This is a genomic window from Chloracidobacterium sp. D (assembly GCF_018304685.1).
In the GTDB taxonomy this organism is placed as follows: domain Bacteria; phylum Acidobacteriota; class Blastocatellia; order Chloracidobacteriales; family Chloracidobacteriaceae; genus Chloracidobacterium; species Chloracidobacterium thermophilum.
In genome coordinates this window covers 1,200,423-1,214,275 of record NZ_CP072634.1, presented here as the reverse complement: position 1 = coordinate 1,214,275, position 13,853 = coordinate 1,200,423, and the positions used below count along the sequence as shown (strand labels likewise).

Genomic DNA, 13,853 nt, shown 5'->3' with positions numbered 1-13,853 from the left:
CGATGGTATAAGGACGGCCCTGCGGTTGGCTAGTCAACCGGGCAGGGGGAGTAGCGAGTGGCGAGTGGCGAGTGGGGAGTCGCGAGTGGCGGGGGAGAGTGGCGGGTGGCCCTGGCCCGGATGGCCAGGGCGGCCCGTCACCGGTCAGACAACACCACCCGCGCCGTGTTGTAGCCGCTCGCCCCAAAGACACCACCGCCGGGATGGGTACTCGCCCCCGTCAGGTACAGCCCCGGAATCGGCGTTTTGTAGGAAGCCAGTTCCGGTAATGGGCGGAAGAAAAACATCTGGTCGAGCGACATTTCGACGTGCATGACATTGCCGCGCAACAACCCCAGCTTCCGCTCGATTTCCACCGGTGTCTGAATGTAGCGCCCGATGATCTTGCCGCGCATGTTGGGCGCATAGCGGCAAACGACCTCGTAGATTTTGTCGGCCTCGCGCTCGGCAATGTCATCCCACTGCTCACCGTTGGAAAGCTCGTAGGGGTGATACTGGGCCCAGGTAAACAGGGTGTGCTTGCCGGGTGGGGCCAGTGTGGGGTCAATGGCCGAGAACGTCATGGCCACAACGCTCGGCTGCTCCGGCGGACGCCCCAGCAGGAAGTCCCGAAAGCTGCTTTCCAGGTAGGCCGCCGACGGGCACAACAGTTGCAACGCGCTGTGACAGGCCGCCACACCGCGCTCATCACTGGTGATGCCCTCGTACTGGGGCAGTTCCTCAACAGCGTGGCGCACAATCATCCCAAAGCCGTTGCCAACCCGGATGTTGGCGACGCGCTGCCGGAGTTCGGTGGGGCAGTCCTCCAGCAGCTTGAGGAACGTCGTCTGCACGTGACAGGCGCTTACCACCCGCCGCGCATGGAAAGCCTCACCACCAACGAGTTTGATTTTGAATGTACCGTCGGCCAGACGCGCAATGGCCGACACTTCCGCCTCAAGGTGTAACGTTCCGCCGTGAGCGAGAAAACACTTCGCCAGCGCCTGCGTCAACGCTCCGGAGCCGCCCTTGGCGCGTTTGGCGCCGGTCTGGTGAATCATGGCATTCCAGCCGAACATATCCCCGCTGGCCACTTCACTTGGTGCCGGCCCTGACTGTGCGGCCAACCAGAGCATGGCCGTCCGCAGATGCTCGTTCTGGAAGGTCTCCCGGATGACCTGCCCGTAGGGTGCCATCAGTTGCCGCGCCGTTTCGAGTGATCCCCACGCTTTGCGTGACCGGAAACTGGTGACACTGCGCTTGAGCGCCGTCCAGAGAATTTTCTGCGGGTCCGGCGCATTCAGAAACACCTCAAAAATCGCATCGTTGAGTTCGCCCCAGTGCGCCACAAACTTGCGGTACCGCTCGGCATCGGCCGGCGAAATTTGGGCAATACTGGCGCAGGTTTTCTCAATGTCCCGGTGAAAGGCAATGCCGTGGGGCGTCCCCAGGATTGGATAAAAGGCCCACGGGTCCATCTCGATGTATTCGAGGCCGTACTTGCTCAGTTCCAGTTCGGCAATCACCGGCGTGCCATGAATCATGATGTGCGCCGAGGAACCGATGTCGAACTTGTAACCCGGAATGATTTCTTCCGTACAAACGGCGCCACCCACAACCGGGCGGCGCTCCAGCACCAAAACCGAACGTCCGGCCTTGGCCAGATAGGCGGCGCAGACCAGACCGTTGTGCCCGCCACCGACAACGGCAACATCATAGCAAGCTGCTGTATCTGCCATAGGTTCAATCACACCGCAGTTGCTCCGGGACACTGCGGCACGCCATGTTCGCAAGATATATCACCAGGGGGTGAAGTCCGCTTCCCTTCCGGCACATGCCCTGGTCAGGCAAGGTCTTCGTCAGACGCCGACTGGATGGCGGCCGTCTCCTGCATCGCATCGGCAATGCTGTCTGTAACCCGGCGGAAGGTAGCGGGGGTGGCTGTCCCATTCACGGCCTGCACCACCGTTCCATCCGGCGCGACAACCACAACGCGGCACTGCCCGAAGGTGAGACCATAGGCGCGGGAGACCTCGCCATCCCAGTCAATGAGCACTTCCTTGGGGGAAAGCTTCTCAATACTCACGCGCACCAGTTCCCGGAAGATGTCCGGCACTCCCCGGAACGCGGCAATGCCGATGATGTCAATCTGATCCCGAAACTTCAGGTACAGGGGTTCGATCCAGCTTGCCAACTGATAGGCGCTCACCATGTCACCAAAGCACAGTACCGTCACCAGCGGACGTGGAAACTGGTAGGTGTGAGTCCGGCCATGGTGATCATCGAGCGAAAACGCCGGCGCAGGAGAGGGTATTGTTACAGACACGTGTTCAGCCAAAGACCAACCAGGGTATATGGGGGGCTTTTCCAGAAAAGCTAGCGGTAGAGTCGCTTCATGGTCTGCTTGATGAGGTAGCTCAAATCCCGGCTCGTTTCCTCGGCCAGCGTCTGCGCCACGGCCTTTTCCACGACTGCCGGCGACCAGCCGAAGTTGATGAGCGCCGAAACAACATCCCGCCTGAGAGGTTCGTCAGCATTGGCTGGGGACTGGACAGCCACGTGGGGGAGCGGGACATCCGGGAGCTTGTCGCGCAACTCAATGATAATACGCTCAGCCATCTTCTTTCCGATACCCGGCACACCGGACAGCCGTCGGCCATCACCGGCAAGAATGACCTGCGCCAGGTCCGCCGGGCTGAAGCCGGACAGCACCGCCAGCGCCGTCCGCGCGCCCACGCCGGCAATGGCCAGCAGGCGCAGGAAGAACTCCCGTTCGATCCGGTCACAAAAACCATACAGCAACAAGGCGTCCTCGCGGACGAGCAGGTAAGTGTGCAGGGACACGGTGTTCCCGACCTCCGGCAGACGGTCATAGGTGTAGAGCGAAACCCCTACGCTGAAACCGATGCCGCCAACTCCGACCACAACCGATGCCGAGCTTTTCTCCAGCAATGTCCCTGTCAGATGCGTAATCACAAGCCCTGTACTTCCCGCAAGCCGCCGATGCCACCGGAAGGCTGATGCAGCCTGGCGCGCCGGGTGGCGACGCCCTCCCGCCGCGCGGCGCATACGGAAGCCTGCTTCCTTTCCGGGTTGCGCAATGTGTTTTTATGAACGAAGTTGAGTGCAAGGTGTTTTGTGCACCCTTCCGGTGTACCGCATCGTGGCGGCGCAAGCTGCACCAACCCTTTTTCTGGAGAATCCCCCTATGGCGTCGTTGAATGTCATCCGCGAGGCGAGCTGTGCTGAAGGCTTCTGCTCGCTGGGCTGTATTGCCTGGCTCTACCGCAAGATTCGCGGGTCGTTTTTTCTCATTGTCGGCAGTCACACCTGTCAATACTTCATGCAATCGGCCCTGAGTGTGATGATTTTTTCCGAGCCGCGCTTTGCCACGGCCATCATTGAAGAAAGTGACCTTGCCGCCAAAACGGCCGATTTTGCCCACCTTGAACTTGACCGCATCGTGGGCGACATCGTGCGGGAATACAACCCGACAATTATCTTCCTCGTGGGGACGTGTCCGGCAGAGATCATCAAGGTTGACCTGCAAAACATCGGGGAAATGCTGACGCAGAAATACGCGCGCCCGGTGATGTTTGCGCCGGTTTCCGGTCTGGAGCACACCTTCACGCAGGGCGAAGATGGCGTTTTGCAGGCACTCCTGACGATTTCCCCCGAAGAAGCCCCTGGAACCCCACGGGAACTGCTGCTCGTCGGCGCAGTGGGCGATCTCGTCGAGGATGAAATCCTCGAACAGCTTGCGGCGCTGGAGATTCCCGTGCGAGGCGTGCTGCCGGCGCGTGATCCCCGCCGCTTGCCTGCCATCGGCCCCAACACCGTGGCCGTGGCCTTGCAGCCCTACCTCTCGATGACGATGAACGCCCTCAAGCGCCGTGGCGTGGAAGTGCTTGCCTGCCGGACTCCGATTGGGCCAACTGCCACCCGCCAGTTTTACGAGGCCATCTGCCGCGCCTTTGGGAAAGAACCACCGGCCAGCCTGGCCACACTCGAAGCCGAAGCTTGGGAACGCATTGGCCCCGAACGCGAACTGCTCATCGGCAAACGGGTGGCCATCATCGGCGACAACCTGCTGGAACTCCCCATTGCCAACCTGCTCTGTGAGATGGGTGCCGAAATCGTTGAACTGTCCACGCCTTATTTCAACCGCAAGGCCATGGCGGCGGACGTGGCCTGCCTGCCCGAAGGCCTGACGCTTTACGAAAAACCCGATGTCATCGCGCAGGCGGAACGGGTCATTGCTCTCAAGCCCGACCTGACCATCTGCGGGCTGGGGCTGGCCAACCCGTTTGAATCACGTGGGCTGCCCACGAAATGGTCCATCGAGTTTACCTTCACGCCCATTCACGGCTTCAGGCACGCCAAAGACCTGGCGGAAATCATCGCCCGGCCCATCCGGCGCGGGAATCTGATGGCCCAGCGCGGCTGGTACGTCAGCCAGCCAACGGATGCCGCCCGGGCTGGTAGCGCCACTGCCTGACAGCCGGACGGTCTCACCCGGCTTGCCCGAACCTGTCAGCCGTTGCCCCCGCAGGGAACAGCCGACGGATGGCAGGCCAGACATCACCCCGTGGTTGACTTTGCTCAGGAGAAAAACGCATGCGACTTCACTATTGGACATACGAAGGCCCGGCCCACGTCGGCGCGTGCCGGGTCGGCACCTCCATCCCCGGCGTACACACGGTGTTACACGCTCCCGGTGGTGATTCCTACACCAGTGTGCTGTTTACGATGATTGACCGGCAGTGTGGCTTTCCAAGCGTGACGAACGTCAGTTACGGGCGGAAGGAAGTCTCCACGACGGGCGTGGACCGGATGATGACGGTCGTGGAACAGGTCGAGCGGACACACAAACCGCGTGTCATCCAAGTCATCCCCACCTGCACATCCAACCTGCTCAAGGAGGATGTGGGCGGCGCGCTCAACCGAATGCAGGCGACGTGCAACGCCAAGCTGCTGTTTTTGCAGCTCAATGCCTTCTGCGAAAAAGAAGACCAGGGCGCGGATATGACCTTTGCCGGCCTCGTCGAACACCTGGCGACCGGCACGGGCGAGCGGACGCCCGAACCCACAGTCAACATTCTGGGGCTCACCAGCCTGGGCTTTCGCCACCGGGATGACCTGCGTGAAATCACACAGCTTCTGAATCAGTGTGGGGTACGGGTCAATGCCGCCCTTCCCTTTGGCGGCACGGCGGCCGACTTCCAGCGGCTTGGACAGGCCTGGTTCAATGTCGTGCCCTACGCTGAAATCGGGTTGCGCGCCGCCCGGGTTCTCGAAAACCGCTTTGGGCAACCCTACCTGGTGCACGCACCGATTGGGATTCAGGCCACGCAGGAATTCATTGAGCTGGTGCAGGCCAAGGTCGAGGAACTGGGTGGCCGCCCGGCCAACTTCCATCCACGCCCGGAAACGATGAGCCGGGTTCCGTGGTACTCGCGCTCAGCCGACAGCCACTACCTGACACCCAAGCGGTCATTTGTCTTTGGCGTAGCTTCCCACGCGCTGGCCGTGGCGCGGATGATGGAAGAAGAAATCGGCATGCGCCCGCTGGCCGTCGGCACGTTCTCTTACGAACATGCCCCGGCGTTTCTCGACGAATGCACCCGGCGCGGCTGGAACGGCTTTTACTCGGATGACTTCAAGGAAGTGGAGCGCCGGATTGCCGACGCGATGCCCGATATTGTCCTAGGCACCCAGATGGAGCGGCACTCGGCCCGGCGGCACGAACTGCCAGCGACGGTCATCAGTTGTCCAGCCCACGTCACGGATTTTCCTGCCCGCTATTCTCCATTTGCAGGTTGGGAAGGGGCTAATGTAATCTTCGACGCGGTAACGCATACATTGACGCTTGGTTTGGAATCGCACTTGATCAATATGTTCCGCGAATTGCCGGGTGTAGAACATGACTCGGTACTCGGTGCTGTAAGGTTGCCAGACCTGCCCCCTTCCCCCTCACCCGTGAGCCGGGATGAGAGCATCCGGGCGGAACAACGGACTGAACAGCGTGGGACAACGTCGGCTGTGGCTTCCACACCGGCAGCGGTTTCCACACCGGCGGCCGCTGTTGTCACCACCCCTGCCACCGGAACACCCGGTGGCGAATGGTCAGGTGAGCCACGGTGGACGGATGAAGCGCTCGCAGAGTTGAAGAAAATCCCCTTCTTCGTTCGCAAGAAGGCGATGCACAACACCGAAAAGTACGCGCGTGAGCATGGCCTTCGTGAAATTCTTCCCCAAACGATTCATGCCACGCGGGATGAGCTGTCGCGCAAGTGAGATGACACCAATGCCTTGTATGCGTACCGACCGAAAGACACCCTAAGGAGCCTGTTCGGTAATGTACTATGCGATTGCTATTGTGGTTCTCGCTGTTGTCGCCACAGCCGTGTGGTTCTTTGTGTTCAAAGGCAAAAAGACCGACGACGCCGGGCTGGGGTTGACGGGTATCGCTTCCCCAGCCCTTGCGGCCCCGGATGACAGTCAGGCCGCAGCCCGGGCGGCGGCCGCCCAGCGCGAAGCCGAGGCCCAGCGCCAGGCGGAAGCGGCTCAGCGGGCGGCTGAAGAACAGCGCCGTGCCGAAGAGGCCCGCCGGGCCGAAGAACAACGGCGGCTCGAAGAACAGCGCCGCCTCGAAGAACAGCGCCGCCTCGAAGAACAGCGCCGCCTCGAAGAACAGCGCCGCGCTGAGGAAGAACGTCGTCGGGCGGAAGAAGCGGCCCGCCGGGCTGCCGAAGAGGCCCGCCTGGCCGAAGAACAACGCCGCCTCGAAGAGCAACGCCGCCTCGAAGAACAGCGCCGCGCTGAGGAAGAACGTCGTCGGGCGGAAGAAGCAGCCCGCCGGGCTGCCGAAGAAGCCCGCCGTGCCGAAGAACAACGCCGCCTCGAAGAGCAGCGCCGCCTCGAAGAACAACGCCGCGCAGAAGAGGCGGCTCGGCTAGCTGCCGAAGAACAGCGCCGGGCGGAAGAAGCCCGCCGGGCGCTGGAGGCTCAGCAACGCGCCCAACAACTACCGGAGTTTGATGTCAACGCCGCGCCCGATCCGACCCCGCCGGCCCCGACCACCGAGGAAACCGAAATCCCGGCCTACTTTGTCCCACCTGGCGGAGAGACTGTGGCGCTCGGTTCTCCCAAGCCGGCCCAACCAACACAATTCAAAGCCAGTGAAGAACTGCACAAGGTCGCCCAGCGTGTGGCACGTACCATTGTCAGTGACATCAAAATCTACAACCCGCAGAAAATTGAGCAGGGTATCGCCCAGAAAAATCTCTATGACCTGCTCAAGAAGGAGTTTGACAGCAGCATCAAGACCTACGAGGAACGGGCTGACCCACAGGTGCGTGCTGAATCAAACTACCTTTATGAGTACATCGTCAAATCGCTGTGCAATGGCGACCCCTCTGTGCTGGGCGTCAACTTTCCAATGGACAAGTTCCGCCAATCTTCCTGATCCGCCAATCTTCCTGAAAGGGCGGTGCATAACCCTCTCCAACGTTGACCCTCTTCCCGGCCTGAAAGCCGGACATTTCGACAGCCCTTCGGACGCGGCCAGCGAGGTGGATGGCCATCCGCCCCGCCGGTCGCGCCGTTTGGTCAGGTGCCTTGGTACGGATGTGGTGCGCTTTCCCGCAGGAAGCCTGTGCCGGCTGCCTGCGTTTTCCAGGTTTCAAGTTTGCGACTGCGGTCAGCGCGAACGGACTTCACCCACCACCTGCCAGACGCTGTGACTGCGCCGAATCCAATGGCGCAGCAAATCCACACGATAGGCGAAGGCATCGGCGCCATATTTTTCCAACAACTCACGGCGGAAAAGTTCTTCGAGCGTGAGACGAATTGTAGCCTCGGAAAGTGTCATGGGATAGCTGCACTCTGTAATCCGTGCAGCCAGGCGTGTGGATGAAACAACGTCCTGCTCATCCACCAGCGTATCAGCGACGAGCGCCAGAACGAGCTTTTCATCGTCACTCAGCGCCTCCCAGAAGTAGATCATCTGGGGGAGCGGGTTGTTGACGACTTCCTCCACGATGGTCAGCACATCGGCCCGCAGAACATAGTGGCGCTCCTGCTCATTGAGAAAGTCCACAATGTTCTGACAAATCACCTGGGTGTAGAAAGGCTGCCCGGCGGTCAGCCGGACAATCGCCTCCACAACGCCCCGCCCATACACGACACGATCCCGGACTGGCTCCGTAATGAGCCGGCGGGTGTCGTTCGGCGTCAGGTAGGACACTTTGCGAAAGAGTGAGCGCCGCAACAAATCACGCCACAACCGCTTGTCACGTTCTTCGAGACGGCGTGAGCCGGTAAAAACAAACGACAGGCGCTCGTAACGGTCCAGCAGGCTGGCCAGAAAAGGCAGCAGGTCGCGTGAAAGCTTGTCTTCTTCGATTTTGGTCTCAAACAGCTCGTATTCATCCACCAGCCAGACCATCTGCCGGTTGCCAATCTGCTGCAGGGCCCGCCCGATGAACTCCCGTACCTGGTCATACATATTGCCGCCGGACGCCTGGCTGTCTCTGGCAGTCGCTGCCACCGCCATCCCTTCGGCCCAGGTGAAGAGCGGGTCGGCCGCCAGGCTGACCGGTGTGGCCGTCGCTTTGGCAACCGCCTCGACCACGAGACGGGCAACCCGGCTGAAAAACTCCCGGTCGCCCTGAACGAGCATTTCCTGCATGTCAATGAACACCGGGACAAAAGCCGCGCCTAACCGGCCGTTGGCCATCTGGTACAGGATGGAGCTTTTCCCCGTCCGGCGCTCGCCGCAGAACACGATGACCAGCCCCTGGGGGGTGCCTTCGAGCTTGCGGGCAACGTAGTGGAAGTCATCTTCCCGCCCGAAAAACATCGCCTGGGAGCGAATCGGGTTGCCCACGACATAGGGATTGGGCTGGATGGGCGTGAACTGGCGCAGAGCCGGCGGCAGGACGTACTCCCGGCTGCGCGTGCGCTGGACGAACCAGACGCCGGTTCCGCCGCCGGTCATCACCAGAACGCAGAGCGCCCAGAACCATCCCCGGAGGTAAAACGGAGCGTCAATCCGCACGACATACCGCTGCACCGGAGACTGCTGCCCGTAGAGGTCCCGGTTGAGCGCCCGGACTTCAAAGATGTGTTCACCGGCTGGAAGTCCAGCGACCGCATACTCGGCCGTTGTCAGGGGAGTCCGTTCGGGTGAAAGGATACGCCACTTCGCATCCCGGCCCGACAGACGGTAAAAGTACGTCACGGGCCCGGCCTGGCTGAGGGCCGTAAAACGGAACTTCAACCGATGGAAACCGGCGCGCAGTGAAGCCTCGGCCGTCCCCGGCAGTTCGGCGCCATCGGCCTCCAGACGGATGTCAATGACCGGCGCCCGCACGTTGGGACGGTGGCGGACCAAACCGGCATCAGTTGCCAGCCAGAGGTGGCCGTCCGGGGTTGCGACCATGGCCCGGAAGCGCAGCCCGCCCAGGTCATAGCGGTCGCGCCGATAGGTCTGGGCCACACCGTCGCCATCGAGCAGGAACTTGCGCAGGCTGCCGTCGCCCAGCCCAACCCATAGAAAGGCCCCGGAGGGATGCTGCTCGACGTAGAGTGTCTGGACATCGCCGCCCTGCACAGCCGCGCGGAATTCATCGGAAATGAAGCTGACGCCATCGAAGGTTTCGATACCGCGTCCGGTCGCCAGCCAGAAGCGCCCGGACTGGGGCTGCTCAACGATGGCGCGCACATCGAGGCTTTCCAGCCCCAGCGTCGTCCCAATGACGACGAGTTCCGCTGTCCCCGGCTCGTAGCGATACACGCCATCGTTCGTCGCCAGCCAGACCGTGCCGGAACGTGACAGCAGCGCCATCCGCACTTCGCCATCCAGTGGAATGGCCTCGCTGTCGAGTTTCAGGGTCTGGCTGTCCACCTTGAACAGGGCCTTGGCCGTGGCCACCCAGAGTGTCTGGCGCGCGGCATCCAGAAGCAGGGAGCGCACCTGCGAAAAGGCGCTGTCGCCGGCCATCACAGCCCGGACGGTACTTCCATCCCACAGCCAGAGACCGTTTTCCGCCCCAACCCACAGACGGTTCTCTGCCGCCAGCAGCGCGCGCACGGATATTTTGTCCAACTCAGGGTGGACGCGCTGGAAGCGAATCCCGTCAAAGGCATAGACCCCCCGCGCTGTACCAACCCACAGCCCACCTTCGGCTCGCGGAGCCATGGCGTGCACGTCACTGTCGGGCAGCCCGCGACTGGTATCAAAGACGACAAAACTGTAGGCATCGTACCGCAGCGCCCCCTTGCGGGTGGCCAGCCACACATTCTGGTCGGGATCGCCGGCCACGGCGGTCACTTCGGTGTCGGTCAGCACTTCGGCAGTTTCCTGGCGACGTGGGTCATAGACCACCACACCGGGCCCATCGGCGCGGGCGCACCACACATGTCCCTCACTATCCACGTGGCAGGCCCCCAGTGGACGCTGCAACATAGAGCCGGAAACCGGCAGAAGCTGGCCATCGGGTGTCAGAGTATAAAGCCCGGCAGCCGTAGTGCACCACACGGTCAGCGACTGTGGATCAGCCGCCAGGCCATACGCAGCAAGTTCCCCGACTTGGGCAGCGGGCAGCACCGGTTCCCAGCCCGGTCCCGACGGCCACCGGAACAATCCCCGGTCGGTAGCTGCCACAAGTCGGCCGGAAACGGCCAGTAAGGCGCGGATGCGTGTGTTGCCGATTTCCCGGATGAAGTCCCAGCGCGGCGGCGACGGCCAGTAGCGGTACAGGCCCTGCCCGGTGCCCACCCACAGGTCTTCGGACGGACCGGGCAGCAGACAGGTGACGGCCACGGCCGGTTCACTGAGGGCCATCGCAGTCGTTGACGTTGGCCTCAGGGCAGCCAGCCCGGTTGGCAGCCCAAACCACAGAGTGCCGTCCGCCGTCCGCGCCAGCGCCGTTACCGATTTTCCAGCCAGCGGAGACAGAGGCGACTCCGGTGCTTCGGATGACCAGAACTGCTGCCCGTCGAAACGGCACACGCCGGCCGCCGTGCCAAACCACACACTCCCGTCACGGTCGGGGAAAACCGTCTGCACGTCGTTGGAGGGCAACCGTGGTGCGACGAAGGAACGGTCCAGACTGCGGATGCCAAGCGGAATGGTCGAAACCCGGCTAAGCAGGAGGGTCACTTCAAGCGTCGTCCGCTCACCGGTGACAACAACCTCGGACGTTTTGGCTTCGTAGCCTGTCACCACCGCCGTGACCTCATAGACGCCGGCTTCCATCCGCCCAAAGAAGTATTCGCCCCGCCGGCTCTCCAGAGCACGCAGGGCGCTGGCTTCCCGGCGGGAAGATTCCCGCAGCCGCGCTGTCACCACGGCGCCGGCCATGGGCGTACCGGCCCGCTCATCCCGCACCAGAACGCGCAGGGAACTGGGTGAGAGCTGGAGTTTGATGTCGGCCGGAGTTTCATCCAGACGATTCAGGGTGATGGTCTGGGTCTGTGGACGGTAGCCGCTGGCCGTTGCCACAATGGTGTATTTGCCAACACGCGGGAGCGGAAAGGTGAACCTGCCATCTCCGGCCGTCAGAAGTGAGGTTGACGGCGCGGTGGGTCCGGTACAGACCACTTTGACATCGGCCAGCGGTGTGCCGGACTCACCAACCACCACGCCACTAATGGCGGGGCCCGGCGGTGGCGACTGCGCTGCAAACTGTCCGCCCGGCAGGGCGAGAATCAGGCCGAGCCAGAGCCAACCAATCCAGCCTGAAAAGCCAGCGATTCCCCCTCTTTCAGCTTTGCCCTGGCGAAGTATAATTGCGTACTGTGTGATGGAACTATCACGCCCACTTTTCATCACTCTGCCTCTGTCACCCCACAACCATGCCCCAGAAAGCGTCGGCGAAACCCAAGATCAACCTGGCTCTGAAGCGCGAACTCCAGGATTTTCAAGTCAAACAACTCAAAAGAAACTTCAGCGACCTCTACACCTCGCAGGAGTACGGGCAACTGTGTGAGTTCTTTGCTCAGGACATCTACGCCCCCCGTGACTTCGAGGAGCGCAACCGCAGTTTCGAGCAAATTTCGAGTTACTTCCGCAATGCGCTCGGTGAGCGGCTCTTCCACGGTCTGATCCGCCTGCTTGACCTCTACGAAATGTCCGATGCCATGGACGACCTCATGGTGGTGACGCTGGAAAAGATGGGGGTCAGGAAAAACATTACGCAGGAGCAGTACGATGAAGCCTACTACCGGTGCAACAACTACGACGAGCGCATCGAGCAGCTTGACCTCATCGTGGAGTGCTTTCACTTTACCCACAATCTCTGCCAGTACCGCTTCATCGGGATGATTCTCAAAACGGCCCGGATGACCTCCCATCTGTTCAGCTCATCGAAGGACAGCATCGTGGACATGCTCGAACGGGGCTACCAGGCGCTGCGGCCGGTCAAAAACATCAAGCCGTTCACGGATACGATTTACGAGCGTGAACTCAAGCGCCTGAACCGCATTTACGACTTCTACAGCCAGCGTGTGGCGTTGTCCTGACGGTTAGGTTGGCGTGGATTGATTGGCCGGCAATCTGTTCCCTGCCGGCTGACCGGCTGCCAACTCAAAGCCGTGGACGATACTTCCTTCGCTTCTCTCACCTATGCCCAAGTCAAAGCCACCCACAGCCCGCAGCAAAACCGCCCTCATCCTGGCCGGGGGCGGTATTACCGGTGTTGTCTATGAGATTGGCGCCCTGCACGCGCTCGACCAGTACCTTGGTGAAGGATTCACCATCGCTGACTTCGACATGATCATCGGCCTGTCGGCCGGGGCGTTTGTCGGTTCGTTTCTGGCCAATGGCATCACGCCGGAAGCCATGTTTGCCGCGCTGCGCCAGGACCCGCGTGCTCCTCTTGCGCCTTTCCCCAAGTGGGACGTGTTCCGCCCCAACTTTGGTGAGTTTTTCGAGCGCGCGCTGGCGCTGCCGCGCACGCTGGCGCTCAACGCCTTCAAAAAGCTGCGCAAAGTCGCCGGGGGTAATCCTTATGTGAGTGTCTTCGACGAAGTGCTGCCTTCGGGAATCTTTGTCAACGACCGGGTGGAAAGCTATCTGCGGCACAGTCTTCACCGGCTGGGACGCACGAATGACTTTCGCCAACTGCGGCGTCGGCTTTACGTCATCGCCACGGAACTGGACACCGGCGACCGCATTGTTTTTGGCGATGAAGGCCACGATCACGTGCCCATCTCGAAAGCCGTCCAGGCTTCGACGGCCATCCCGTTGTTTTACCGCCCGGTGCGGATCGGACGGCGCGACTACGTGGATGGCGCCATGCGCAAAACACTGCACGCCGACATTGCCATTGCCAAGGGGGCGAAACTCATCGTCTGCATCAACCCCGTTGTTCCCCTGCGGAACGACATCGAGCGGGAAGCCGTCCCGTTGTTCGAGGGTAAGGGGCGCTATTTGCGGGAAAAAGGCTTTGGCTACATTGCGTGGCAGATGCTGCGGGTCTTGCTGCACTCGCGCATCGAGCTGGGGCTGGAACGCTACAAACGCCTGCACCCGGATGTGGACATCATCCTCATCGAGCCACGGACGGACGATTACCGGATGTTTTTCCACAACATCATGGACTACGAAGCGCGTGTCCCTATGGCCAAGCATGGTTGTGACACAGCCATGGCGCATCTGGCGGAACACTTCGACGAATACGGTGCTATCTTTGCCCGTCACGGCATCCAGATGGTTCGGCCGGGGCGACGCATTCCGCTTTCGGTTCCCGTCCACCGTCCGGCGCCGCCGCGCGCACCGGCGTTCAGATCGGACCGCGACGTATCACGCCTCCAGGCTTCCCTCGATGCCCTGGCGGCCCGGCTGCCGTGAGATAGTGGGCCGGGTG

The 13,853-nt window shown here is 61.6% G+C and carries 9 protein-coding genes; 5 read left to right on the top strand and 4 right to left on the bottom strand.

The features are described 5' to 3' along the window. Positions 1 to 137: 137 nt before the first annotated feature. The 3 genes from J8C01_RS05095 to ruvA form a co-directional block, all read right to left on the bottom strand. Positions 138 to 1,730 (bottom strand): phytoene desaturase family protein, encoded by a 1,593-nt coding sequence (locus tag J8C01_RS05095; protein WP_228374075.1) that lies wholly within the window; start codon positions 1,728 to 1,730, stop codon positions 138 to 140. A 92-nt stretch (positions 1,731 to 1,822) separates the two neighbouring features. Next, positions 1,823 to 2,305: a TlpA family protein disulfide reductase gene (locus tag J8C01_RS05090; RefSeq protein WP_211432601.1), complete on the bottom strand. Its 483-nt coding sequence runs from the start codon at positions 2,303 to 2,305 to the stop codon at positions 1,823 to 1,825. A 50-nt stretch (positions 2,306 to 2,355) separates the two neighbouring features. Further along, on the bottom strand, positions 2,356 to 2,955 hold the full coding sequence (gene ruvA / locus J8C01_RS05085; RefSeq protein ID WP_014099538.1) for a Holliday junction branch migration protein RuvA: 600 nt from the start codon (positions 2,953 to 2,955) through the stop codon (positions 2,356 to 2,358). A 232-nt stretch (positions 2,956 to 3,187) separates the two neighbouring features. Between ruvA and J8C01_RS05080 the strand changes: the two genes are divergently transcribed. The 3 genes from J8C01_RS05080 (at position 3,188) to J8C01_RS05070 (ending at position 7,447) form a co-directional block, all read left to right on the top strand. Further along, on the top strand, positions 3,188 to 4,477 hold the full coding sequence (locus J8C01_RS05080) for a ferredoxin:protochlorophyllide reductase (ATP-dependent) subunit N (RefSeq protein WP_014099537.1): 1,290 nt from the start codon (positions 3,188 to 3,190) through the stop codon (positions 4,475 to 4,477). A gap of 119 nt (positions 4,478 to 4,596) precedes the next feature. Then, complete coding sequence (gene bchB, locus J8C01_RS05075) at positions 4,597 to 6,276, top strand: ferredoxin:protochlorophyllide reductase (ATP-dependent) subunit B (RefSeq protein WP_211432600.1); 1,680 nt, start codon at positions 4,597 to 4,599, stop codon at positions 6,274 to 6,276. Between the two features lie 61 nt (positions 6,277 to 6,337). After that, positions 6,338 to 7,447, top strand: coding sequence for a hypothetical protein (locus J8C01_RS05070; RefSeq protein ID WP_211432599.1), 1,110 nt, complete (start codon positions 6,338 to 6,340; stop codon positions 7,445 to 7,447). Between the two features lie 234 nt (positions 7,448 to 7,681). On the opposite strand, the gene J8C01_RS05065 is transcribed toward J8C01_RS05070, so the two are convergent. After that, positions 7,682 to 11,815: a two-component regulator propeller domain-containing protein gene (locus tag J8C01_RS05065; RefSeq protein WP_211432598.1), complete on the bottom strand. Its 4,134-nt coding sequence runs from the start codon at positions 11,813 to 11,815 to the stop codon at positions 7,682 to 7,684. 26 nt (positions 11,816 to 11,841) lie between these two features. Here J8C01_RS05065 and J8C01_RS05060 point away from each other — a divergent pair, with 26 nt between their 5' ends. Both J8C01_RS05060 and J8C01_RS05055 read left to right on the top strand, forming a co-directional pair. Further along, the gene (locus J8C01_RS05060) at positions 11,842 to 12,507 is read left to right on the top strand and encodes an FFLEELY motif protein (protein WP_014099533.1); all 666 of its coding nucleotides are present in this window, start codon (positions 11,842 to 11,844) and stop codon (positions 12,505 to 12,507) included. 103 nt (positions 12,508 to 12,610) lie between these two features. Beyond that, positions 12,611 to 13,837 (top strand): patatin-like phospholipase family protein, encoded by a 1,227-nt coding sequence (locus J8C01_RS05055; RefSeq protein WP_211432597.1) that lies wholly within the window; start codon positions 12,611 to 12,613, stop codon positions 13,835 to 13,837. Positions 13,838 to 13,853: the final 16 nt, after the last annotated feature.

Bases quoted from the DNA above. Each gene is read 5' to 3' on its own strand.
- J8C01_RS05060 (WP_014099533.1), top strand. From the start codon at position 11,842: ATGCCCCAGAAAGCGTCGGCGAAACCCAAGATCAACCTGGCTCTGAAG.
- J8C01_RS05065 (WP_211432598.1), bottom strand. From the start codon at position 11,815: ATGAAAAGTGGGCGTGATAGTTCCATCACACAGTACGCAATTATACTT.
- J8C01_RS05070 (WP_211432599.1), top strand. From the start codon at position 6,338: ATGTACTATGCGATTGCTATTGTGGTTCTCGCTGTTGTCGCCACAGCC.
- J8C01_RS05080 (WP_014099537.1), top strand. From the start codon at position 3,188: ATGGCGTCGTTGAATGTCATCCGCGAGGCGAGCTGTGCTGAAGGCTTC.
- bchB (WP_211432600.1), top strand. From the start codon at position 4,597: ATGCGACTTCACTATTGGACATACGAAGGCCCGGCCCACGTCGGCGCG.
- J8C01_RS05055 (WP_211432597.1), top strand. From the start codon at position 12,611: ATGCCCAAGTCAAAGCCACCCACAGCCCGCAGCAAAACCGCCCTCATC.